The sequence below is a fragment of the Bacteroides sp. AM54-2NS genome, from assembly GCF_003602935.1.
GTDB lineage: Bacteria > Bacteroidota > Bacteroidia > Bacteroidales > Bacteroidaceae > Bacteroides > Bacteroides xylanisolvens.
In genome coordinates this window covers 12,624-34,790 of record NZ_QTMZ01000048.1, presented here as the reverse complement: position 1 = coordinate 34,790, position 22,167 = coordinate 12,624, and the positions used below count along the sequence as shown (strand labels likewise).

At 46.0% G+C, this 22,167-nt stretch carries 18 protein-coding genes and 2 pseudogenes; 3 read left to right on the top strand and 17 right to left on the bottom strand.

Features of this window, described 5'->3' with window-relative positions:
* Nucleotides 1-2: 2 nt before the first annotated feature.
* The 10 genes from DXA05_RS21410 to atpD form a co-directional block, all read right to left on the bottom strand.
* On the bottom strand, nt 3-1,946 hold the full coding sequence (locus DXA05_RS21410; protein WP_008639992.1) for an LruC domain-containing protein: 1,944 nt from the start codon (nt 1,944-1,946) through the stop codon (nt 3-5).
* A gap of 153 nt (nt 1,947-2,099) precedes the next feature.
* The gene (locus DXA05_RS21405) at nt 2,100-2,996 is read right to left on the bottom strand and encodes a F0F1 ATP synthase subunit gamma (RefSeq protein ID WP_008022604.1); all 897 of its coding nucleotides are present in this window, start codon (nt 2,994-2,996) and stop codon (nt 2,100-2,102) included.
* A gap of 113 nt (nt 2,997-3,109) precedes the next feature.
* On the bottom strand, nt 3,110-4,693 hold the full coding sequence (gene atpA / locus DXA05_RS21400; RefSeq protein ID WP_004315299.1) for a F0F1 ATP synthase subunit alpha: 1,584 nt from the start codon (nt 4,691-4,693) through the stop codon (nt 3,110-3,112).
* Nucleotides 4,693-5,253, bottom strand: a complete 561-nt coding sequence (locus DXA05_RS21395; protein ID WP_128859614.1) for a F0F1 ATP synthase subunit delta — start codon at nt 5,251-5,253, stop codon at nt 4,693-4,695. Before DXA05_RS21395 ends, atpA begins: the two co-directional genes overlap by 1 nt.
* 5 nt (nt 5,254-5,258) lie before the next feature.
* Nucleotides 5,259-5,762, bottom strand: a complete 504-nt coding sequence (atpF, locus tag DXA05_RS21390) for a F0F1 ATP synthase subunit B (RefSeq protein WP_004315301.1) — start codon at nt 5,760-5,762, stop codon at nt 5,259-5,261.
* A 121-nt stretch (nt 5,763-5,883) separates the two neighbouring features.
* On the bottom strand, nt 5,884-6,141 hold the full coding sequence (atpE, locus tag DXA05_RS21385) for an ATP synthase F0 subunit C (RefSeq protein ID WP_004295758.1): 258 nt from the start codon (nt 6,139-6,141) through the stop codon (nt 5,884-5,886).
* Nucleotides 6,142-6,252: 111 nt separating this feature from the next.
* A complete protein-coding gene (gene atpB / locus DXA05_RS21380; protein WP_049702688.1) occupies nt 6,253-7,392 on the bottom strand; it encodes a F0F1 ATP synthase subunit A in 1,140 nt (379 codons plus the stop codon).
* Entirely contained in the window at nt 7,376-7,810 is a 435-nt protein-coding gene (locus DXA05_RS21375) for a hypothetical protein (RefSeq protein WP_004315303.1), read from the bottom strand. Before DXA05_RS21375 ends, atpB begins: the two co-directional genes overlap by 17 nt.
* An 80-nt stretch (nt 7,811-7,890) precedes the next feature.
* Nucleotides 7,891-8,136, bottom strand: coding sequence for an ATP synthase F1 subunit epsilon (gene atpC, locus DXA05_RS21370; protein ID WP_004315304.1), 246 nt, complete (start codon nt 8,134-8,136; stop codon nt 7,891-7,893).
* 12 nt (nt 8,137-8,148) lie between these two features.
* The gene (atpD, locus tag DXA05_RS21365) at nt 8,149-9,666 is read right to left on the bottom strand and encodes a F0F1 ATP synthase subunit beta (protein ID WP_004315305.1); all 1,518 of its coding nucleotides are present in this window, start codon (nt 9,664-9,666) and stop codon (nt 8,149-8,151) included.
* 634 nt (nt 9,667-10,300) lie between these two features.
* Between atpD and purT the strand changes: the two genes are divergently transcribed.
* Together purT and DXA05_RS21355 are read left to right on the top strand one after the other, a co-directional pair.
* Nucleotides 10,301-11,467: a formate-dependent phosphoribosylglycinamide formyltransferase gene (gene purT / locus DXA05_RS21360; protein ID WP_121960521.1), complete on the top strand. Its 1,167-nt coding sequence runs from the start codon at nt 10,301-10,303 to the stop codon at nt 11,465-11,467.
* Between the two features lie 20 nt (nt 11,468-11,487).
* Nucleotides 11,488-11,958: a GNAT family N-acetyltransferase gene (locus tag DXA05_RS21355; RefSeq protein ID WP_008639984.1), complete on the top strand. Its 471-nt coding sequence runs from the start codon at nt 11,488-11,490 to the stop codon at nt 11,956-11,958.
* Nucleotides 11,959-12,129: 171 nt separating this feature from the next.
* Here DXA05_RS21355 and DXA05_RS21350 read toward each other — a convergent pair whose 3' ends face one another.
* The 5 genes and pseudogenes from DXA05_RS21350 to DXA05_RS21330 all read right to left on the bottom strand — a co-directional run bounded on the left by DXA05_RS21350 (nt 12,130) and on the right by DXA05_RS21330 (nt 17,727).
* Complete coding sequence (locus DXA05_RS21350) at nt 12,130-13,284, bottom strand: acyltransferase (protein WP_004315308.1); 1,155 nt, start codon at nt 13,282-13,284, stop codon at nt 12,130-12,132.
* Between the two features lie 97 nt (nt 13,285-13,381).
* Nucleotides 13,382-13,945: a Crp/Fnr family transcriptional regulator gene (locus DXA05_RS21345; RefSeq protein ID WP_004315309.1), complete on the bottom strand. Its 564-nt coding sequence runs from the start codon at nt 13,943-13,945 to the stop codon at nt 13,382-13,384.
* A gap of 47 nt (nt 13,946-13,992) precedes the next feature.
* Nucleotides 13,993-15,387, bottom strand: coding sequence for an acyloxyacyl hydrolase (locus DXA05_RS21340; RefSeq protein ID WP_008639981.1), 1,395 nt, complete (start codon nt 15,385-15,387; stop codon nt 13,993-13,995).
* Nucleotides 15,388-15,421: 34 nt separating this feature from the next.
* Complete coding sequence (locus tag DXA05_RS21335) at nt 15,422-16,045, bottom strand: chloramphenicol acetyltransferase (protein WP_049702678.1); 624 nt, start codon at nt 16,043-16,045, stop codon at nt 15,422-15,424.
* A 166-nt stretch (nt 16,046-16,211) separates the two neighbouring features.
* Nucleotides 16,212-17,727: pseudogene (locus DXA05_RS21330) on the bottom strand (DUF4301 family protein).
* Nucleotides 17,728-17,833: 106 nt separating this feature from the next.
* Between DXA05_RS21330 and DXA05_RS21325 the strand changes: the two are divergent.
* Nucleotides 17,834-20,050, top strand: coding sequence for a RelA/SpoT family protein (locus DXA05_RS21325; RefSeq protein WP_004316962.1), 2,217 nt, complete (start codon nt 17,834-17,836; stop codon nt 20,048-20,050).
* Nucleotides 20,051-20,153: 103 nt separating this feature from the next.
* Here DXA05_RS21325 and DXA05_RS21320 read toward each other — a convergent pair whose 3' ends face one another.
* Both DXA05_RS21320 and panB read right to left on the bottom strand, forming a co-directional pair.
* Nucleotides 20,154-21,311: an MFS transporter gene (locus DXA05_RS21320; RefSeq protein WP_117683476.1), complete on the bottom strand. Its 1,158-nt coding sequence runs from the start codon at nt 21,309-21,311 to the stop codon at nt 20,154-20,156.
* 8 nt (nt 21,312-21,319) lie between these two features.
* Nucleotides 21,320-22,140 (bottom strand): annotated as a pseudogene (gene panB, locus DXA05_RS21315) (3-methyl-2-oxobutanoate hydroxymethyltransferase).
* Nucleotides 22,141-22,167: the final 27 nt, after the last annotated feature.

The window sequence follows — 22,167 nt, the reverse complement described above, 5'->3', positions numbered from 1 at the left end:
AGTTAATTTACATGATTGTTATACCAATCCGTATATTTTTCTCCTTTAGAATCTGCCCAAGCTTTAAAGTTAGGATATTCGGTATCAATACTCTTTTTTTCAGTTACTGAAATAAAGTTCAAGATAGGAATATCAATAGCAAACGGATAAGCTCCTTCTTTATCTATGTAATAAGCATCCTTTTGAGTACCTGCTAAAGACAAGTCCGCAAGAGATGTTGCCTCATGCTTAGGCAGATGCACTTCTGTACGACCTTTTTGCCCTTCGGCATACTTCACTATGATATAAGGATTATATGACTTTAAATCTTTCTTATTGAAAGAACCGCCTGTAAATTCACGGGTTATAGTATATACCTTTTGAATAGCTTGCTTCACATTCGGACAAACAATAATAGAAGATGTTGCAGATTCCGTATGTATCCCTTCCGTAGTAGCGGAAAAAGTCATTTTACCGAATTGTCCCTTATCTACCTGATAAGCAAAAGCATTCGCAAACACTGCACCATCATGTACAGGAGTAAATGTATCTACAATTTTAGTTACCTGGTTCTTTTTATCAAAAGATACGGCACGATTATATTCTACGATTACGTCATTCATATCATAATCTCCACCGCCAGGCCATATATCTTCAAAAGCTAATGTACCGGTCTTCGTTTCAGTTACATCCGGTTTTTCTGGTTCATTTCCATCATCCGGAGTTATAACAGGTCTGTCATTGGGTTCCTCAATAGTTTTTGATGCATTTACATAGAATAAAAGATCACAATAACTATTATTTGCCCCATCTTCTACTCCGATAATAACCTTGCCGCTTGTCTCGTCCTTTACAGATACAAAATTCTGTCGCTGCTGTCCCAACACCTGATTAGAAGCTAATAAATTAGAGAAACCTGATGCAACTTGTTTTGTTATATCAATTTCATTCTCACTCTGATTATATCCATCAGCATACATAAACCATCCTACCGTATAACCGGCTGGAAATTCCTCTTTAGCATTACCTTGTTCATCAAAATAGAGCAAACGTACTTTACTGCCACATTTCAAAATAGGCAACTGACCTCCATATACAGAGAAAGAAACATTTGGAAATATGATATACTTCTTCATATCTGACATTCCGCGCATATCAGGTTCCTTAGATGTTTTATAATAATAATACCCGAACGAATTATTATACATGGCATCCCGATTCAGGAAAATAACATCCAATGCAGTCCCATCTTGTGTTACCGTAATATTTGTAGTTCTGGATTGGGTGACTAAATTCATATTATCAACATTCGCTATTCCATCAGGATTAAAGAAATTCTTCAAACGTTGCGTCAAACTTCCAACCGTTTCATCACCAACGTTCTCTTCAAATGACATATATTTACTGTCAAGACTTCCTCCCTCTCCCCATTTACATAAGGAATACAGTTTATTATTTCCATTCAAGACATAAGGAACCGTCCCTTGAAAACCATAAGACCGTGTATTATTTTTTGCTTTTACAGTAGAAGCTCCTATATTTGACATATCAAAACTAACCATACCATCCTTTATTTCCAATGGCATACACCTTGGTAATCCCCAACTTTCCGTATATAGGTATATCGATTTTACAGAAGTAGGAATATTCATCTTTCCATTAAACTTTCCGCTTTCATCTGTGTAAATCTTGAATAAAGCTTCCACTCCTTGTTTTTTTACAGGTGTATTATCCACAATTTCCATCGGATCAATGTCATAGACTTCAATAAGAGCCGCAAATCCGGGTAATGCATAATTCACATCAAGCGACACATCTCCACGTGTTTCGAATCCAAAATATTCTTCAGGACCTTTTACAGGTTCTTTCCCATAATTAGGATCATACAAATCCTTTTCTGCACATCCTACTGCCACACCGATAAATACCGTTGCAACGAAAAAGTTCAATAAATGCTTAATTCTCATAATCTATATATATTTTTAAGTTTGTTTTGTCTAGGCATAAACCCATAATCAAGCCTAATTATGCCACAAATATATATACAAATATCCCATTTTTAAGGCTTATCTTAAAAATGGGATACCGAATCAAAAAATATTGTTATTAATCCTTGGAATCTATTTCATTGTCCCCCCTACAATATCCAGCAACTCATTCGTAATTGCTTGCTGACGACTCTTATTGTACTGCTTTGTCAAATCCTGAATCAGCTCGTTTGCATTGTCCGTAGCCACTTGCATAGCTAGGGTACGTGCAGCATGTTCCGATGCATTAGAGTCGACGGCAGCGGTAAAAATCTTCTGGCTCAATACTGTTGGTATTAAGCTGGCGATCAATTCTTCCGCGTTCGGTTCGATGATATAATCATTGGCAATTTCATGCTCCTCTACCTCCTCCTTATTCATTCTGTCCTCTTCACTTACCACATTCGTCATATCAATGGGGAGATACGTCTCCCGGAGAAGAATCTGTACCCCCATTGACTTGAAGTGATGATAGATTATTTCCACGCGGTCTACTTCTCCTGCCACATACATATCCATCAGTCGGTGAGCCAATTCGGCAGCCTCCTGATACGTCGGTTTGTCGGAGAGCGTCGGAGAGGTCTCCTGCGGTTTGAATCCCATTCGTTTGACCGCTTCATCCACCTTCTTGCCAATTGGGAATATCAAGATATTATCCTGTCCCAGGGTGCGGAACTCTCCGATCGTTTGCATCATCATTTTGATGACGTTGGCGTTGAAAGCACCACAAAGAGAAGTGTTTGAAGAAAAGACGACGATTGCTACACGTTTCACTTCACGCTCCTGCACATAAGGAGATTCGATGGGCAGGTCAGCGCTTAGGAAGTTGGTCAGAATCTTGTTCAACTTCTTCTGATAAGGCAGCATATTCTCAATGGCTCCTTGTGCCTTGTGTAATTTGGCAGAAGCCACCATCTTCATTGCTGAAGTGATTTTTCGGGTACTTTTTACCGAATTTATTCTGGTTTTTACTTCTTTCAGTGAAGCCATTTTTTTTAGTGGTTAGTGGTTAATTATTAATAGTTGGTGATAGTGATTAATAATTGGCGGTTAGTGGTTGGTGACAGTAAGCTAATCACTTATCACTAACCAACTAATCACTATTATAAGTACTGTTTCGCCACCATAGCGGCAGTCTCTTCGATAGCTTTAATCACGTTATCGTCGATCACGCCCGTTTTCAGTATGTCCAATACATCCTCCTGGTGGTTCAGTTGCAGAGATTCGATGAAACTGCGTTCAAAGTCCTGCACCTTATCCAATGGGACATCATGTAGAAGTCCGTGCGTACCACAGTAGAGGATAGCAATCTGCTGCTCTACGGGCATCGGGCTGTATTGCGGTTGAATCAATAATTGTCCGTTCTTACGTCCTTTATCAATAGTCAGGGCAGTAATCGGGTCCATGTCGCTGCTGAACTTAGAGAAGGCTTCCAACTCGCGATATTGCGCCTGGTCAATCTTCAATGTTCCGGCCACCTTCTTCATAGCCTTAATCTGCGCGTTACCACCTACACGGGATACGGAGATACCGACGTTGATAGCCGGACGCGTACCCTGGTTGAACAAGTCAGTCTCAAGGAATATCTGTCCGTCGGTGATAGAAATCACGTTCGTCGGGATATAAGCCGATACGTCACCTGCTTGCGTTTCGATGATAGGCAATGCTGTGAGCGAGCCGCCACCTTTCACAATCCCCTTCAGACTTTCCGGGAGATCGTTCATTTCGCGTGCCACTTCTTCCTGACTGATAATCTTGGCAGCACGTTCCAACAGACGGGAGTGCAGATAGAAGATATCACCCGGATAAGCCTCACGACCGGACGGACGGCGAAGAATCAGCGAAACCTCACGATAAGCCACCGCCTGTTTGGAAAGGTCATCATAAACCACCAACGCATGACGGCCGGTATCACGGAAATACTCGCCGATGGCAGCACCTGCAAACGGAGCGTAATACTGCAACGCAGCCGGGTCACCAGCCGTGGCAGCTACAACCACCGTGTAGTCCAGTGCTCCATACTCACGAAGCGTATTAACGATAGAAGCAACGGTAGAACCCTTCTGACCGATAGCTACATAGATACAATATACAGGGTCGCCTGCCAGGAAGTTAGTGCGTTGGTTGATAATCGTATCAATCGCAATGGCAGTCTTTCCCGTCTGGCGGTCGCCGATAATCAACTCACGCTGTCCGCGGCCGATAGGAATCATGGCGTCCACAGCCTTCAATCCGGTCTGCAACGGCTGGTTCACAGGCTGACGATAGATTACTCCCGGAGCTTTCCGTTCCAAAGGCATATCATACAGTTCGCCGCCAATCAATCCTTTGCCGTCGAGCGGTTCGCCCAGCGGGTCAATCACACGTCCCAGCATGCCCTCTCCTACACGGATGGAGGCGATACGTTTGGTACGCTTCACGACGAATCCTTCTTTGATTTTGTCCGTCGGGCCCAACAGTACAGCACCCACGTTGTCCTCTTCGAGGTTCATCACGATTGCTTTGATACCATTGTCAAACTCCAGCAATTCATTGGCCTCGGCGTTCCGTAGTCCATAGATACGCACTACGCCGTCACTCACCTGGAGCACCGTACCGATTTCGTCAAGTTGCACATTGGCATTGATTCCTTCGAGCTGCTTGCGCAATATATCGGATACTTCGCTTACTCTTATATTTTCAGACATTATACAATTCTCCTATTCTTATCAATAAATTGTTGTTTCACTCGCTTCAACTGCGTGGCAACGCTTGCATCCAACCGATAGTCGTTGATATCAAAGATAAACCCACCTTCGATAGAAGGATCTATCACCGTTTCCAGCTCCATCTGGGCATGCAGGATATGTGCGGCAGCCGACCGGATCCGGTCTTCCGTCTCTTTATCGACGGGAACGGCCGTAATCAATTTGCCGGTTCCGATATGTTTCAGCTTCCGGTAGAGATCCAGATACATCAGGCTAATAAATTGCAGATAGCCTTCACGCCTGTTTCGCAGTACCAAAGTGATAAAACGGACAAACTCTCTGGTCGATTTACCGTCACCATCGGCAGCTGTGCAGACTAACGCCAACTTTTCCTTGGTCGTGATGACGGGATTATCAAGCGCTTCGCGCAGACCGGGCTGTTCACAAAAGCTGTGCGACAGGGTCAGAAACTCCTGATACAACCTGTCTTCCAGACCTTTTTCCTGTGCGCATTCAATGATAGCTTTTGCATAACGCATTGAGAGTATTCCGACTTCCATCTTCCTTAGTTCTTATTCGGGGTTAGTACTTCATCCAGCATGCGGTCGATCATGCCCATCTGTGCATCCTTGTCCTCAAGACTCTTGCGGAGCACTTTCTCGGCGATGTCAACAGAAAGCACGGCCACCTGGCGACGGATGTCGCGAATTGCTTCGTCTTTCTCCATCTGGATTTGTTGTTTCACCGCATCAAGTTCTTTTTGTGCGGCAATTTCGGCTTGTTTACGGGCCTCGTGAACAATCTTGTCACGTTCTTCCATTGCTTCCCTCAAGATGCGTCCTTGCTCTTTGTTGGCGGCTGCCACCAATGCGTCGCCTTCTTGTTTCAGTTTAGACAACTGGGCATTAGCTTCCCTCGCCACCTCCAAAGACTGGTCGATATAGGTCTTACGGCCTTCCACCATCTTGATGATGACGGGGAAGCCGTATTTCGCCAATATCACGAACACAATCCCGAATGAGAGAAACATCCAGAACAGCAGGCCACTATCAGGTAATAGTAATGACATAATCTTTATTTACGATTTTACGATTTACAATTTACGATTTCGCGGCTGCTCATTGTATGAGGATCTCCCCCATTTAGAAACAGGGTTTTACGCCTGCGAAATTCGCTTGTTATATACCTGATTAGAGGAAGAACACCAACAGACAAACTACTACCGCCAACAGGGCCACACCTTCAATCAAGGCGGCGGCGATAATCATGTTCATACGAATGTCTCCCGATGCTTCCGGCTGGCGTGCGATAGCTTCCATTGCCGAACCACCAATCTTACCAATACCCAAACCAGCTCCGATTACTGCAAGACCTGCACCGATAGCTGCACCTAATTTACTAACTCCTACTGCTGCTGCAGTGGCTTGTAACAATACTGATAGTAACATAATTTTCAGTTTTAAAATGGTTTATATTTTCTCTTGTTTTTATTATTTAATTCCTCATTCCGCGCGTTTATTCCGTATTCGTTCAGTCACGTTTTCACCGCGTTTCATTGATTATTCTTCTGTTTTCACTCTGGCTCCTTCCTGTGCCAGTCCGATAAACACTGCCGACAACATCGTAAATACGTAAGCCTGGATGAAAGCCACCAGCAGTTCAAGCGCATTCATAAAGATGTTGAACAATACGGAAGCCACCGTGAGCGTGCCGTTCAGCGCAGGCCCCATGCTTGCCGAGATAAAGATCAGGCAGGTGAGCACCAGCATCGCCATGTGTCCGGCCAGCATATTGGCAAAAAGACGGATCATCAAAGCAAACGGTTTCGTAAAGATTCCGAAGAACTCGATGAACGGCATCATCGGCACAGGCACTTTCAGCCACCAGGGTACATCGGGCCAGAAAATATCTTTCCAATAATGTTTCGTACCGAAGATATTGACCGCGAGGAACGTGCAGACTGCCAGCACCATCGTGATAGCGATATTTCCCGTCACATTCGCGCCTCCGGGGAAAAACGGAATCAATCCCATCATGTTATTGATAAAGATGAAAAAGAACGCTGTCAGCAGATAGGGCGCAAACTTCCGGTAGTTAGGTCCGACACAACTCTTGATGATGTCGTCGTTCACCATCATGATGAACATCTCCATGAATCCGATAAATCCTCCCGGTGCTTTGGCTCCTTGCGGACGTTTCCTGTACCAATGTGCCACACACAACACGATAACGAGCAGCAATACGCTGTTGAACAACAAGGCAAACGTCACTTTCGTAATGGAAATATCCCAAGGGCGAACCTGTTCGCCTGCGGCGTCATACTCTACCAGTTTGCCTTCATACTTGCTTCCTGCGGGAGCGATGGAAAGTCCTTCATACGTACCTCCATTCTCTTCGAGACGGGAAGAAAGGAACGTATGCCAACCTGAAGTGCTACTATAAACAATAACAGGTAACGGTATAGTAATATGCGTGTTACCCCATGTTGTAATATGCCATTCGTAGGAGTCACCGATATGCCCGAACACAATTTCTTTCACATCAACCGTGTTCTCCTGTTCCTCCTTCGGAGTAATCTCGTCCTGCGTCTGCTGCGCCACCACTTCCCCCTCTTGCTCTTGCGCAAGAACCGGAAAACTGACCGCTGCCATCAGGCAGAACAGAATCAACGGAGCTACTATGTTATGCAACTGTTTCATGTTTCTTCTTATTTTTCTTTTTCCGTTTCTGGTTCATCTCAAAAGAGAAGAAAAACCAGGTTTCGAATATCAGATATATCAAATAGAACGAGATAAACGTCAGTAAAAAAGCTCTAGCTTCTTCGCGTACAGCAAGGCAATAAATCAAGACCAGAATCAGCGAAAGAATCATCTTTATCATCTTCATTGCCAAATACAACAGTAACAATCTCTGCGGAGCGTGCCGCCGGCAAGCGTCGAACATATAGATGCTGGCCAACCCGAAGAAGTAAAAATAAACCGGTATAAACGGATACCCTCCGAAATAATGCCCCGGCAGAGCGAAGTGTAGGATAACAGCTCCGAGCGCCGCACTAATCACTGCAAATAAGGTATGCCAACAGATAAAGCTCCGTTTAGTTTTACTAATATTCATCATGTTACTGTGTTTTTCTGTAAGGTTATTATCTCGTTTTTTTCAATCTTTAGATACTTGGTCTTTGTGCCGGAAGGCTTCCGTCAGGAAACACAGGCAGAAACCGTGCCGTCACTCATTTCAACAAAACCGCCCTGAATATCCATCGTGTGCTCTTCTCCCTCCATCGTCGTATAACTCAACGTTCCCGCTTTCAGCGACGATACAATGGGCGCATGCCCCGGCAGAATAGAAAACGAACCGATCATGCCCGGCAATGTGACAATCTTCACATCTCCGTCGAATATGCTCTTTTCGGGCGATACTATACTCAAATGCAGTTCTTTCATCACTCTATATTTTTATTTTTTCGCCTGTTCCAGCAATTTCTTACCTTTCTCTATTGCTTCCTCAATCGTACCGACATTCAGGAAAGCCTGTTCGGGAAGATAATCCACTTCTCCGTCCAGAATCATCTTGAATCCCTTGATGGTATCTTCAATACCCACCATCACACCCGGAACACCTGTAAACTGTTCGGCTACGGCAAACGGTTGCGAAAGGAAACGCTGCACACGGCGGGCGCGGTTCACTACCATCTTGTCTTCTTCCGAGAGTTCTTCCATACCGAGGATAGAGATAATATCCTGCAATTCCTTGTTACGCTGCAAGATTTGTTTTACGCGCTGCGCTATGTCGTAATGTTCCTGGCCTACAATGTGCGGGTCGAGGATACGTGACGTAGATGCCAACGGGTCGACAGCCGGATAGATACCCAGCTCGGTGATCTTACGGTCGAGTACGGTAGTTGCGTCCAAGTGGCTGAAAGTCGTTGCAGGAGCCGGGTCGGTCAAGTCATCGGCAGGCACATACACCGCTTGTACGGAGGTGATAGAACCTTTGCGGGTAGACGTGATACGTTCCTGCATCGCACCCATTTCCGTGGCCAGCGTAGGCTGGTAACCAACGGCGGAGGGCATACGTCCCAAAAGGGCGGACACTTCCGAACCTGCTTGCGTGAAACGGAAGATATTATCGATAAAGAACAGGATATCGCGTTTCTCACCTTCTTTACCGGCGTCGCGGAAAGATTCCGCTACCGTCAGTCCGGACAGTGCCACAGAAGCACGTGCGCCCGGAGGTTCGTTCATCTGACCGAAAATCAGCGACACTTGCGATTTCTCCAGTTCGTTATAATCTACTTTCGAAAGATCCCAGTGACCTTTCTCCATGCTTTCCTTGAATGCTTCGCCGTAGCGGATAACGCCGGATTCGATCATTTCGCGCAGCAAGTCGTTACCTTCACGGGTACGTTCACCTACTCCGGCAAATACGGAGAATCCGTTATGTTTCTTGGCGATATTATTGATAAGTTCCTGGATCAATACGGTTTTTCCCACACCGGCGCCGCCGAACAAACCGATTTTACCACCTTTGGCATACGGTTCGAGCAGGTCGATCACTTTGATACCCGTGAAAAGCACCTCTTGCACAGTTGTCAAATCCTCAAATTTAGGGGGGTCCCGGTGAATGGAATACGCACCGTCGCGGTTGAGTCCTTTCATACCGTCGATCGAATCACCGACTACGTTCATCAGTCGTCCTTTAATCTGTTCGCCTATCGGCATAGTGATCGGGCCTCCGGTGGGATACACTTTCATGCCTCTCTGAAGTCCGTCGGTACTATCCATCGCTACGGTACGCACCGTATTTTCGCCGATATGTTGCTGAACTTCTACAACCAGTATTTTGCCGTTTGGCCTCTTTATCTCCAGTGCGTCGTGGATGCTTGGCAGCACCAGTTCCGCATCCGTACCTTCAAAGTACACATCGACCACAGGGCCGATCACCTGCGAGATATGTCCGATAATCTGTGACATAAGCATCTCTTTTATTTATATTATTCTTTTCTCTCCTTTTTGACCTTATAATATGATAAGGAATAAACATTTTCGCGTTTTACCTAATTTCAATATTATAATAAACAGTTGAATTAATTTTTTGTTCAACTATTTTCTATATCCTAGAAACTTCTACCACTAGAAATAGTTAAAGAAACAACTGCACAAATGTAGAAACAATTCCATATCGTTGTTACTCCTTTTTCATTATTTGTCGTTCGCTAACACTTATTAGACTAATAACAACTACAGATTGACCAATTTAGACGAATTTCGACTACAAATCAATAGCAAAATAGATTTTAACTATCAATAAACTAAATTTCCGTATCCAGTTTCCTTTCTCATTGTTTAAAATCAAGGATTTAGCCATGACACAAAATAGTAGCACAAACAACTAGTTTTGTGTTCGAGCACAACGAACATTGTTTTTCCACGCTTTCCTTAAGAAAGTTTAAAGCCATATTTCCTATTTTCTCACTATCCATTTCTCTATATTCCACGTTTACACACTAAAATTCACACCAATCTTTAAATATAATCAACGCATATACAATTATAATCTCGTTTTTTTGCTGTAATTTTGCACCACTAATATAAAACACTCAAAATGATGAAGAAAATACTGTTACTCGGTTCCGGAGAACTAGGAAAAGAATTTGTAATTTCAGCTCAACGTAAAGGTCAACACATCATTGCCTGCGACTCGTACGCGGGAGCACCTGCTATGCAAGTGGCTGATGAATTTGAAGTATTCGATATGCTGAACGGTGAAGAACTGGAGCGTGTCGTAAAGAAACACCAGCCGGACATTATCGTTCCGGAGATTGAAGCGATCCGCACAGAACGTTTGTATGACTTCGAAAAAGAAGGCATTCAGGTAGTGCCCAGCGCCCGTGCCGTGAACTTCACGATGAATCGTAAAGCTATCCGCGACCTTGCCGCCAAAGAGCTCGGACTGAAAACAGCCAGATACTTCTACGCCAAAACATTGGACGAACTGAAAGAAGCTGCCGCTAAAATCGGTTTCCCTTGTGTCGTTAAACCGTTGATGTCATCCTCCGGTAAAGGACAGTCGCTGGTGAAGAGTGCCGACGAACTTGAACACGCCTGGGAATACGGATGCAGCGGAAGCCGTGGCGATATCCGCGAGCTTATCATTGAAGAATTTATCAAATTCGACAGCGAAATCACCCTGCTCACCGTTACTCAAAAGAACGGCCCCACCCTGTTCTGCCCTCCTATCGGACACGTGCAGAAAGGTGGCGACTATCGCGAAAGTTTCCAGCCTGCACACATCGATCCTGCTCATTTGAAAGAAGCGGAAGAGATGGCAGAAAAAGTAACCCGCGCGCTGACAGGCGCAGGACTTTGGGGAGTTGAGTTCTTCCTAAGCCATGAAAACGGAGTCTATTTCTCCGAACTTTCTCCACGTCCGCACGATACCGGCATGGTAACTTTGGCAGGAACACAAAATCTGAATGAATTTGAATTGCACCTGCGTGCCGTGCTCGGTCTGCCTATTCCGGGCATCAAGCAAGAACGAATAGGCGCAAGTGCCGTCATCCTCTCTCCGATTGCCAGCCAGGAGCGCCCTCAATATCGTGGACTGGAAGAAGTGACCAAAGAAGAAGATACCTATCTACGTATATTCGGCAAACCGTTTACACGCGTCAACCGTCGTATGGGTGTGGTGCTTTGCTACGCTCCGCTCGATGCTGATTTGGATGCGTTGCGCGACAAGGCTAAGAGAATTGCAGAGAAAGTAGAAGTTTACTAAAAAAGAAATTTAGAGATAAGATGAATAGAATCCGCCAAGTAAACCTGTCTGACATTCCAGCACTACAAGAGCTATATCAGCATACAGTCCTGACTGTGAACCGAAAAGATTATACAGCCGAAGAAGTAGCAGACTGGGCTTCGTGCGGAGACGATACATCACATTGGGGTGAGCTTTTCGAAGAGCAACATTACGTGGTTGCAGAAAATGAAGAAGGTGTGATTGTAGGCTTCGGCTCTGTCAACGACGACGGATATATGCACACGCTGTTTGTCCATAAGGACTTTCAGCATCAAGGCATTGCGACATCTTTGTATAAATATCTCGAAGCATACGCACGAGAAAGAGGTGCGAAAAGATTAACATCGGAGGTTAGCATCACGGCAAAACCGTTTTTCGAGAAACAAGGTTTTCAGGTTGATGAAGAACAAAAACGGAAAGCTAATCAAATGTGTCTCACCAATTATAAAATGAGCAAGCAACTCTATTAATCTATATCGTTTCACATCTAAAATGCAAAGACATAGAATCAGTCTCACTTACTGACGAAGAGAAAACTTATTCTATTGATAAAAAACTCCAACCAATGCGACTTTATCCGCCACTTGGTTGGAGTTCTTTTTTAGCTTTATGAAATATTTTTCAGATACATAACAATGAAACTATCGTTTCTTACTCAAGAAACGTTTTGCCAAATATTTACGTATCGGTTCGTCATACAGTTTCAGGCACAGATAAGCAAGCACGATACTCAAGACAAAGACGCACACGGCTACGTGCCAAGTCTCGCCCAACGTATAGAGCTTATTCTCAATCAGCCATGCATAGAACAGATACATCAACGGATAATGGATCACATAAACCGGATAGGATATATCCCCCAGAAATTTGCATATCTTTGTCGATTGCACGTCCGTAGTGGTGCCCGACGCTCCTATCCAAAGAATGATAGGGAAAGCCACAATCACACAAAACGCTTCATAAACACCATTCATGCAAAGCGGCTCCATTCCTTCGAGATAAGGAACAGCGAACAGGGCAATCAATGCAACGGTACAGATCCAGAAAGCACCTCTCACCTTCATAGGCTTGAAGTTACGCGACATCAGCATACCCAGCGAAAAAGGGAAAAGCATACGTAGGGAGCCGCCCAGGAAGTTAACCCCGTCCAGCGTCCAGCCCACTCCTATGTTTCCATAAGTGGAGACATTGAAGACGGCAAACGCTGCCAATGCTACCCCCAGCAACACCACAAATACCGTCAGCGCCTTGTTGGACAAGCGACGGATGAACAACGCATACAGGATATTACCGATATACTCGAAAAATAACGACCAGCAAGGGCCGTTCAACGGAAACATCTCACCGTTGCCACGAACTTCATATCCCACCCCCGGCATGGCAGGAATGAAGAATATCGTGCAAAGAAGAGACAACATAATCATGGAGATGGCTACATGCGTTCCATCCCATTGCACACAACCCTGAATACAGAATGTGATAGCACCCAATACGGCACCCATAACGACCATCGGATGAAGACGTATCAAACGACGTTTAAAGAAATCTTTCATGGTGAGACTCTTGCCCCAACGGTCGTCATAAGCGTAACCGATCACGAAACCCGAAAGGATAAAGAAGAAATCCACGGCAAGATAACCGTGGTTGAGAGTCTCGATATTGCCACCACCGGCAAAAGCATATCCCTCGAATACATGATACCATATCACCATAAGAGCCGCTACACCGCGAAGTCCGTCAAGAAGATCATAATGTGCTTTGGTATCTGCAAAGGCTGAAGAAGAAATGTTCGACATCTGTTTTTCTATTAGTTAGTTAGTATTTTCAGATGGCAAAGATACGGTTTGCGAAACGAAGTTCTTTTGCTTAAAAGCAAAAAAGCCCTACCGAAAACTATTTTTTAGCACGTACCCGACTAAGCGTGTAGATGGAAATGCCCAAAAAGGCAGCCACATACTTCAGCTTCACCCGGTTTATCAGTCCGGGATAGCGACGGTTGAACTGCTCATACCGTTCTTTAGGCGAAAGCTGGAGCCGTTCCACAAACATGTGGCTAAGCTCTTTGTTGACATTCTGATGCAGGATGCGCCCCCAGTTGGCTATGTCGATATAGGTTTCGTAGAGCATATTCAGCTTGTCGATATGGATGACGTAGATTTTGCAATCGGAAAGCGTTTCAATGCTCTCCACCGACGGTTGCTGATAGTAGAGCGAATCCATGCCGAACGTAATGTCGCCTTCCAGCGTGAACCACGTAGTAGTGTCCTGTCCGTTGTGATGGAATACGGAACGGGCAATGCCCTCTTCAATGAAATAAACCAGGCGGTCTGTTACCCCCGACTGGACGATATAGGTATCTTTAGGATAATATCGCAGTTCCATATTCGCCTGAAGCGCCTGAAGCGCTTCATCGGATACCGGATAGATTTCTCTGATTTTTTGAATAATGTTTTCCATTTTGAGATTCCTTACTTGATATTCGACAGGCCACCGGACGGACATTTCTAATGACGCACCTTAGGATACTTATTATTGAAACGGAATCCCAAGCCGAGCATCAGATAATTAGGTGTCTGAAAGTTTTGGAGATTGTAACCGATGTGAAGGAAAGAGCTACGTGTCACGTCTATCTTCAACGCAAAGACCTGATACAGCCCCCGCAAATCGCCACGCCCCAGCACATTCGTTCCCAAACCGACATTGATGGTGAAAAACGGCATTACATACTCCGCCCGTCCCGAAAGTCCGAGAGCAAGCTGATGCTGAATGCCCGGCACAAGAAACCTGCGTCCGGAAGTGCCGCTGCCTCCATCGTAATCGTACTCCACAATCCGGTCTTCGGTGTACACATTGGCACTACCGTCATAAACACCGTCCAGCGAGACGCCGAATCGCAGCTTATAGTTGAGGTTGTACATCGGGGCAAAGTTGAATCCCGCCACGGGGTAACTGCCCGGCGAAGCTATCTGCTTCCCGCTTTCTACATACACGCCTTTCCGTCTCCACGAGCCGAACAACACAAGATCGTAACTGATATGACGGGGAAAACGGGGAATATACGGCTTGACCAAAGACTTGGTCAGGTCGGATTCTTCACGGTTGAAGTTGTACACCAGACCGATTTTCGCTCCGGTGGTGTTCACTCCTGCGTTGGGGAATTTGGTGTTGCCGTTGGAGAAATGCGTAAAATCTCCGCCGATGATAAAATCGAAATAACGGGAAAGCGACCAATTGAGGTAGATACCTGCATTGAGATACGCATTCACCCGTGAACCTACCGCTCCGTTGTAGGAGTTGTAATCGTTATCGTATGGTTTCCATCCGGCAGAAAGGCCGAAATTCCACTCGTAATTGAGCGAAAGACGGGGATTGAAACGGGCGATACGTGCGCCCTGAAAGACATAGAACGTCACCGGATCACCGAGTTGCTTACGGTCGCCAAAGGTGGTGACGGCCAAGCCGAAGCCTTGGTAGGCTCCGCCGTAGATACGGTCGGCACAGGTATTGGGACGAAACTTGAAGGAATATTTCAAATGAGCGGCAAAGGAACTTTGGATGGGCTTCCACCGTTCGTTCTCTCCTTGCAGGAAAGGATTGGTGGGGAACACGTATTGCGGCCGAGCTTCTATCCCCAACCGGTGAATGAACCGATGGGGAACGTAAGGAGCTACCGTGTCCATGCCACATTGCGGGAAACTGTTGCGCCGGAATCCATGAAGTTCTTCCTGCAATCGACGCACTTCTTCACGAAGTTCGCGGACGTCCTGCTGGAGTTGCTCCACGTCTTGCCTGACCTCTTTCACCTCCTGCCCCACTTCTTGCGCGCACAGCGAAGCAACGGGGAAAAGCAAGGCGGAACAGAATAGGATGATTTCCCGTCTGGGTATCTTTACTCTCATATCATAGTCTGGTTAGTCTTTTTCAGAACGAAGTTTATAAATGGAGCTTCTCGATAAACTGCGCTACATGATAGCCATCCATCAATCCATGATGGCAAGTGACGGAAACGGGCATCATCAGCCTTTCTCCTTCGCGGAAGTATTTACCGGTGGAGATTTTGGGAACGCTGTCGCCCGAACGCATATTGGTGGGATGCTTCATATCGGTGAAAGAGAGCCACGGCACGGCCGAATAATGAATGGCGTTGGGATGAAACGTACCTCCTTTGTTGAGTCCCGTAGTGGCTTGCAGGCGTTCCATCTCGGCTTTTGCCCGACGGATAAAGACGAGTTCGTCCGGATCGTATTCAAAAGCGGCAAAAGAAAAGGTGTGGTCGGCACGCCCCACAGTGGCTTCGGGCAGAAGACTGTCATAACACACCACTCGATCGCCTTCGATGCGGTAGCGGAACTCTTCCACGGCAGCCGCAGCAGTCACGATGCGGTGAAGGACGAGCAGGGAAAAGGAAACGCCTTTGTCTTTGGCTTCCTGATACGCGCGCGTACAATCTACATTGACCGTCACTCCAAAAAAAGGATCGTCAAAAGCACTGAAATGTTCGTAATGTTCTCTTCTGTTCCAAGTAGCAATATCGATGATCTTCTCTATCTGATTCATTCTAAACACTCTTTTTTAAGTTTCACCACAGAGGGCACAGAGGACACAGAGATTTATAGAGTTTTTATAGAACTTTTTCACCGGATTAATGCAATTGATTCCATTGCTTCCGGTCTTACCTTACCGAAAAAACTCTGTGTCCTTTGTGTCCTCTGTGGTGAATAAATTACTGATGTTGCTCACGCAACAAGTCATTCACTGTCTTCACCGGGTTAAAGGTAGAAAGAGGAACTTCTACAAAGACGGTATTCCAGTCGCTCATCGCACCATTCCACAAGCCGGGAAGTTCGAGGGCTTTCAGGTCTTTACCGTTCTTCGATTTGTAGGAGATGAAGCCGGTGGCTTTATCTACATATTTCACCAGGTCGAATTTATGTCCTTTATAATCACGCACAGCGCATACGAGGTCTACCGGATTGAAGTGCGTACCCTTCTCGAACATTTCTTTCTTCTCCGGATCGTCCATGTCGATCTGCGAGCTTTCGAGAATTTGCAGGGAGATAGTTCCGTCGCTGTTGTAAGCAAGGAACGGACCGCCGCCGGGTTCGCCTACGTTCTTCACCATTCCGCAGACACGCATCGGGCGGTTGAACTTGTTTTTGAGGTAAATGGCCAGTACGGAGTCTTCGAGGTCTTTCGTTTCCGGGTTCTTGCAGAAGAGTTTCTTTTGCAGGAATTGAAGCATTTCCATCATCTGGTCGTGCGTATACTTGCCGCTGTCGAGCAGCGTGAGGTATTCGAATACTTGTTTTTGCAGGGTCACGAGCACTCCGGCAATCAGTTTCTTATACGTAACGGTGTCGGCTTTCAAACGGTCGGGCACTACGTTGTCGATGTTCTTGATGAAGATGATGTCTGCGTCCAAGTCGTTCAGGTTCTCAATCAGCGCGCCATGACCACCGGGACGGAACAGCAGTTTGCCGTTGTCGCGGAACGGTTGGTTGTCCATATCGGCAGCAATGGTGTCGGTACTTGGCTTCTGCTCGGAGAAGGTGATGTAATAGTCTACGCCGTAACGTTTGGCGAAGTCGTCCACTTTTTCCGTCACGAGCTTCTTGAAAAGTTCGCGGTGTTCGGTAGACACGGTGAAGTGTACGTTCACTTTGCCGCTCTTGCCGGCTGCATACAGAGCGCCTCGGCAAGATGTTCCTCCATCGGAGTGCGGGAGCCTCGGGATATTTATGGAATTTGAGCAGACCTTTCGGTAGTGCGCCATAGTTCAGTCCTGCAGTCTCCAGCAGGGCGGACACCACTGCTTTATAGTTGCCTTCTTCCATCAGTCCGGGAATGTCTTTTCCGGAGATACGCTGGCAGGCCACATTCAGATCGTCATAGAAAGCAAAATTCTTGATTCCGTCAAAGAAGGCCTGTTCGAACTTGGTAGTCGGCTGGTCATAATCGGCGGACAGAAACTCGAATAGATTCTTAAACATACGACTTGCAGCACCGGAGGCAGGCACGAACTTCACAACAGTCTTATCTGTGTTTGTATATGCATCCCAGGCGGCCAGATAAGCCTTCTGTTCTTCTGCGTCGGGAGCTAATATGCCCTTTTCGATGGAAGCTGCCGCATCCAGTTTTAAAAAGGGAAATCCCGTCTGGAAGCATGCTAATTGTTCTGCAATTTGCTCTTCCGTGATGCCTTTCTTGGCAAGCAACTCTTTGTCCTGTGTCGTTATCATAATATCTAATTTTATTAATTGATGCCCAAAAATACAAAATGTTATTTACTTCTTGCCGAATAACCGGAAAAAAAACTACTTTTACATCGAATTAACAAGATTGAATATGGACGACTTTTTTACATTGGAGGAAAAAAAGGAGCTTTTTTCACTCTATCGACATTTATTGCAGTCTGCCGGAGACAGTATTTTCTGGAGAGATTGCCAAAAGTTAAAGAAACATCTTATCAAAGCGGCCCAATGTAACGGTCTGCAACGCAATAACTTCGGGATGAATCCCGTCATCAGAGATTTACAAACAGCAGTGATCGTTGCCGAGGAAATCGGTATGAAAGGTTCGTGCCTGATCGGGATCATGTTGCACGAAATCGTGAAAGGTCATGTATTGTCTATCGACGAGGTGAACGCCGAATATGGTGAAGACGTGGCAAGTATCATCAAGGGATTAGTGAAGACGAACGAGCTGTATGCCAAAAGCCCTGCCATCGAGTCGGAGAATTTCCGTAATCTGCTGCTGTCGTTTGCGGAGGATATGCGCGTAATCCTGATTATGATTGCCGACCGCGTGAACGTGATGCGCAAAATAAAGGATACAGGCAACGAGGAGGACCGGATCAAGGTAGCAAACGAAGCAGCATATCTGTATGCTCCGCTGGCTCACAAGCTGGGATTGTATAAGCTGAAATCGGAACTGGAGGATTTGTCTCTCAAATATACGCAGAAAGAGACATATTATTTCATCAAGGATAAGCTGAACGAAACGAAGGCTTCCCGCGACAAGTATATCGCCGCTTTTATCGAACCGATCCAAAAGAAGGTGGCGGAAGCGGGACTGAAGTTCGACATCAAGGGACGCACGAAGTCGATTCATTCGATATGGAACAAGATTCAGAAGCAAAAGACTCCTTTTGAGGGGATTTATGACTTGTTCGCCATCCGTATCATACTGGATTCGGAACCGGACCCGGCGAAGGAGAAGCAGGAGTGCTGGCAGGTGTATTCGATTGTGACGGATATGTACCAGCCGAACCCGAAGCGTCTGCGCGACTGGCTTTCAATACCGAAGAGTAATGGTTACGAGTCGTTGCACATCACCGTGATGGGCCCGGAAGGGAAATGGGTGGAAGTGCAGATACGTACCCGACGGATGGACGAGATCGCGGAACGCGGACTGGCTGCGCACTGGAGATATAAAGGTATCAAAGGAGAAACGGGCTTGGACGAGTGGCTGACTTCCGTGCGGGAGGCATTGGAGAACGCGGACAACGACTCGATGAAGGTGATGGATCAGTTTAAGATGGATCTCTACGAGGATGAAGTGTTTGTCTTTACGCCCAAGGGGGATTTGTTCAAGCTGGCTAAAGGGGCTACGGTGCTCGATTTTGCTTTCCATATACATAGTAAGTTGGGATGCAAGTGTATCGGCGCGAAAGTGAACGGCAAGAATGTGCAGTTGAAGCAGAAGTTGAACAGCGGCGACCAGGTGGAAATCATGACTTCAAACACCCAGACTCCGAAACAGGACTGGCTGAACATCGTGACGACTTCCAAAGCACGCACCAAGATACGCCAGGCGCTCAAAGAGATGGTGGCACGCCAACATGCGTTTGCCAAAGAGACGCTGGAACGAAAATTCAAGAACCGCAAACTGGAGTATGATGAAGCAACCATGATGCGCCTCATCAAGCGTTTGGGATTCAAGAACGTGACGGAATTTTATCAACGGATTGCCGATGGCGGACTGGATGTGAACGAGATTCTGGATAAATACATCGAACAGCAGAAACGGGACAGCGATACGCACGATGAAATTGTTTATCGGAGTGCCGAAGGGTATAATTTGCAGACCGCACAGGAGGAAACGACATCTAAAGAGGACGTACTGGTGATTGACCAGAATCTGAAAGGACTGGAGTTTAAACTGGCTAAATGTTGTAACCCGATTTATGGCGATGATGTGTTCGGGTTCGTAACGGTGAGCGGCGGCATCAAGATACACCGGTCGGATTGTCCGAACGCGAACCAGATGCGCGAACGTTTCGGCTACCGGATTGTGAAGGCTCGCTGGGCGGGCAAGTCGGAAGGTACGCAATATCCGATCACGCTGCGCGTTGTAGGACATGATGATATTGGTATCGTGACAAATATTACTTCGATCATCTCGAAAGAGAATGGTATCACGCTACGTTCTATCGGTATTGATTCGAACGATGGGTTGTTCTCTGGCACACTGACAGTAATGGTGGGTGATACGGGGCGTTTGGAGGCTCTTATCAAAAAATTACGGACGGTGAAGGGAGTAAAACAGGTGAGCAGGAATTAAGATTAAGACAGAAGAACAAAAGAACATATTTTTGGATACGTATGATGAAAATCAAAAAACAATCATCACTCCTGAAATATGTTCTTTTGTTCTTCTGTCTATTTTATCTTACCTTCTTCTTTATATAATAAGGATAAGTAACCAATACGAAGAACAGCAAAGCGATAGAAGCTACCATCTGTCCGGTATGGAGCATCTTGTCTGTATCTAATTCCATGTAGCACGCAGTAGCGATACCCAGGGAGATACCGACTTCACTTGCCAATAAATGGGTAGTGTTGGCTGTTCCGCGTTGGCAATGATGGGATAGTTTCACAAATATCATCAGGAATTCCGGCATGGTTAAACCTAAACCCAATCCCAAGAGTACGGAAGAGATGCCTATCGAAAGGTCTGTGTTCAATAAGGACATGGCTACCATTTCCAACCCGATTCCTATAATGACCAGGCGCAGCGTTTTCTCTTTGAAGAAGAACAGGCGCGCAAAGAACAAGGAAGCAATGTATCCGAGGGCTGTGCCGATAAAGAACGGTACGGGGATTCCCATGTTTCCGAGTACGAAATCGTTTAGAAAAGGGTGTACCATTGGAATCAGTAAGCCCGGAACAAATGTTATCAGAATCAGGTTGATAGCGGGAACCCATCCACGAAGCAATAAGAAACGGTCGAAGGAATAGAGTTTAGTGACAATCGGCGCACGGAAAGGTACATATACCCCCGATAGCATGAGAATTCCTACAGCTCCGGTTATGACAGATACAGTGAGCAGATTCTGGAATGAGTGGCTTTGATAAAGCCACACTCCGAGGATAATTCCAAAGAGCATTCCCAAACGTGCCGTCCACGAGAAGCTGACATTTCCCGCGCTCCGCAGTGTGGAGTTGGTGATGTCGATAGCCAAGGTGATACCGGCAGTAGTGCCTATGCCAAAGGCCAGTCCTTGTACGGTACTCAACAGGATTAGTTCTGTGAAGTTCGTCACAAAGGCGTACCCAATCGTCGCCACTACCATCAGGGCAGCAGCAAACATACATACGTATTTACGTTTGTAGGCATCTACCAGGTAAGCATGGAAAGGACCGATGAGGAACATCCCCAAGGTGAAAAAAAGAAAGATTACTCCTGTCTGTGCGGCCGGCACTCCGAGACGGTCGGCCATCTCTACGGAAAGTACCGGAAATAACACATACAAGGATATAAACAACAGCAAATTAGCTACACATATCCGCATAAAATGAACTGTCCACAATTTAACTGCCATATACTATCTTAATATTGTTCCTTCTCGTTGGGGAAGTAGCAATTCTTCACGTCGGAAACGTAACGGCTGATGGCGTCGGTCATCACCGTGTACAAGTCAGCATAACGACGTAAGAAACGCGGACGGAATCCGTTGTTCATGCCAAGCATGTCCTGAATAACCAATACCTGACCGTCTACGTGCCGCCGGCACCGATTCCGATGATAGGAATAGTAAGTTCGGAAGCTACACGCTCTGCAAGGGTAGCAGGTATTTTTTCGAGTACAATGGCAAAACAGCCTGCTTCTTCCAATAAATGGGCGTCGCGAATCAGTTTGTCGGCTTCGGCTTCGTCTTTGGCACGTACGGTATAGGTTCCGTATTTGTTAATGGATTGAGGCATGAGTCCCAAATGTCCCATCACAGGGATACCGGCGCATACGATACGTTTCACCGTGTCAATGATTTCTTCACCGCCTTCGAGCTTCAATGCGTCAGCGTGACTTTCTTTCATGATGCGGATAGCGGAAGCAAGTCCCTCCATCTCGTTGCCCTGGTAAGATCCGAAAGGCATATCAACTACCACCATCGCACGCTTTACACCACGTACTACGGATTTGGCATGATAAATCATTTGGTCGAGCGTGATAGGTAATGTAGTCACGTTACCTGCCATTACGTTAGAAGCGGAGTCGCCTACCAGGATTACGTCCATTCCCGCACCGTCTACAATCTGTGCCATTGTGTAATCATACGCAGTCAGCATAGATATTTTTTCGCCTCTCTGTTTCATTTCAACCAAGCGATGAGTAGTCACCTTTCTTGTGTCATCTGATATATAACCAGCCATGTCTTTTTAATTTATGATTTATGAATT